Here is a 1,314-nt window from a genome sequence, read left to right on the forward strand (position 1 = left end):
CTCGGTTAGTTTGGCGGTGCGCCCAGGCTTTGTGTTCGTTGTAGGCGGTGTGATGGCGTAGGCAGCCGTGCAGGATGCCGACGAGTCTGTTGCCCAGGGCGCGGAGGGCTTGGTGGTGCAGGTCGCCAGCTCGGCGGTGCGGGTCCGGGCGGGGTCGATGACGACGAGCCGCCCGCCCCGGCCGCGCAACGCGCGCAGCTTGCCGGGAAAGTCGGCGGCGGTGGCCAGGCTGCCGTTGGACACCAGCGGGTTGGCGCCGATCACCACCAGATAGTCGGTGCGGTCCAGGTCGGGCACCGTGAACGCGACCGGGCTGCCGAACATCAGCCCGAGCGACACGTGCTTGGGCATCTGGTCGAGTGTGCTCGCCGAGAACACCTGCCGGGTGCCCAGCGCGCGGATGATCAGCGGCGGGTACAGCGCACCGGCGACGGTGTGGGCGTTCGGGTTGCCCAGGTACACCCCGACCGATGCACCGCCGTGGTCGCGCACCGCGGCGCCGAGGCCGTCGGCGACGGCGGCGAACGCCTCGTCCCACGTCGCCTCGGTCAGCACGCCGTCCCGACGGATCAGCGGCGCGACCAACCGGTCCGGGTCGTTGTCGAGTTCGCCGAAGCTCGCGCCCTTGGGGCAGATGAAGCCGGCGGAGAAGACGTCCTCGCGGTCACCGCGGGCGGCGACGATCCGTCCGTCGTCGACGGTCAGCGTCAGCCCGCAGGTGGCTTCGCAGAGCGGGCAGATTCGAAGTGCGACGTCGGCCATGCCTGCATTCTGCGCTCAGGAGTTCTCGTACACCTTCGGATCGAGCGTGCCGATGTACGGCAGGTCGCGGTAGCGCTCCGCGTAGTCCAGGCCGTATCCGACCACGAACTCGTTGGGGATGTCGAAACCGATGTACTCGATGTCGACGTCGGCGCGCACCGCGTCGGGTTTGCGCAGCAGCGTGCACACCCGCAGCGAACGTGGCCGCCGCGTCGCGAGGTTGCGCAGCAGCCACGACAGCGTCAGCCCGGAGTCGACGATGTCCTCGACGATCAGCACGTCGCGATCGTTGATGTCGCGGTCGAGGTCTTTGAGGATGCGCACCACCCCCGACGACGACGTCGACGAACCGTAGGAGCTGACGGCCATGAACTCGAGCTGGGTGGGCACCGGGATCGCCCTGGCCAGGTCTGTGACGAACATGACCGCGCCCTTGAGCACGGTGATCAGCAACAGATCCTGGCCGGATGCCGCGTCCTGGTAGTCGACGGCGATCTGCGCGGCCATCTCGGCGGTCTTGGCTTTGATCTGCTCTTCCGACAGCAACACCGA

Annotated in this window: 1 protein-coding gene and 2 pseudogenes; all 3 read right to left on the bottom strand. The window is 68.4% G+C overall.

Annotation, left to right across the window (positions count from 1 at the left end; translation table 11 throughout):
* Window positions 1–145, bottom strand: a pseudogene (locus tag ASJ79_RS32755) (IS110 family transposase); the annotation flags it as partial.
* Window positions 124–762: pseudogene (locus ASJ79_RS24225) on the bottom strand (molybdopterin-dependent oxidoreductase); the annotation flags it as partial. The pseudogenes ASJ79_RS32755 and ASJ79_RS24225, both read right to left, overlap by 22 nt.
* A gap of 15 nt (window positions 763–777) precedes the next feature.
* A partial coding sequence (hpt, locus tag ASJ79_RS24230; RefSeq protein WP_067960987.1) for a hypoxanthine phosphoribosyltransferase occupies window positions 778–1,314 on the bottom strand: 537 nt, incomplete at its 5' end.

It is taken from the genome of Mycobacterium sp. NAZ190054 (assembly GCF_001545925.1).
Taxonomy (GTDB): Bacteria; Actinomycetota; Actinomycetes; order Mycobacteriales; family Mycobacteriaceae; genus Mycobacterium.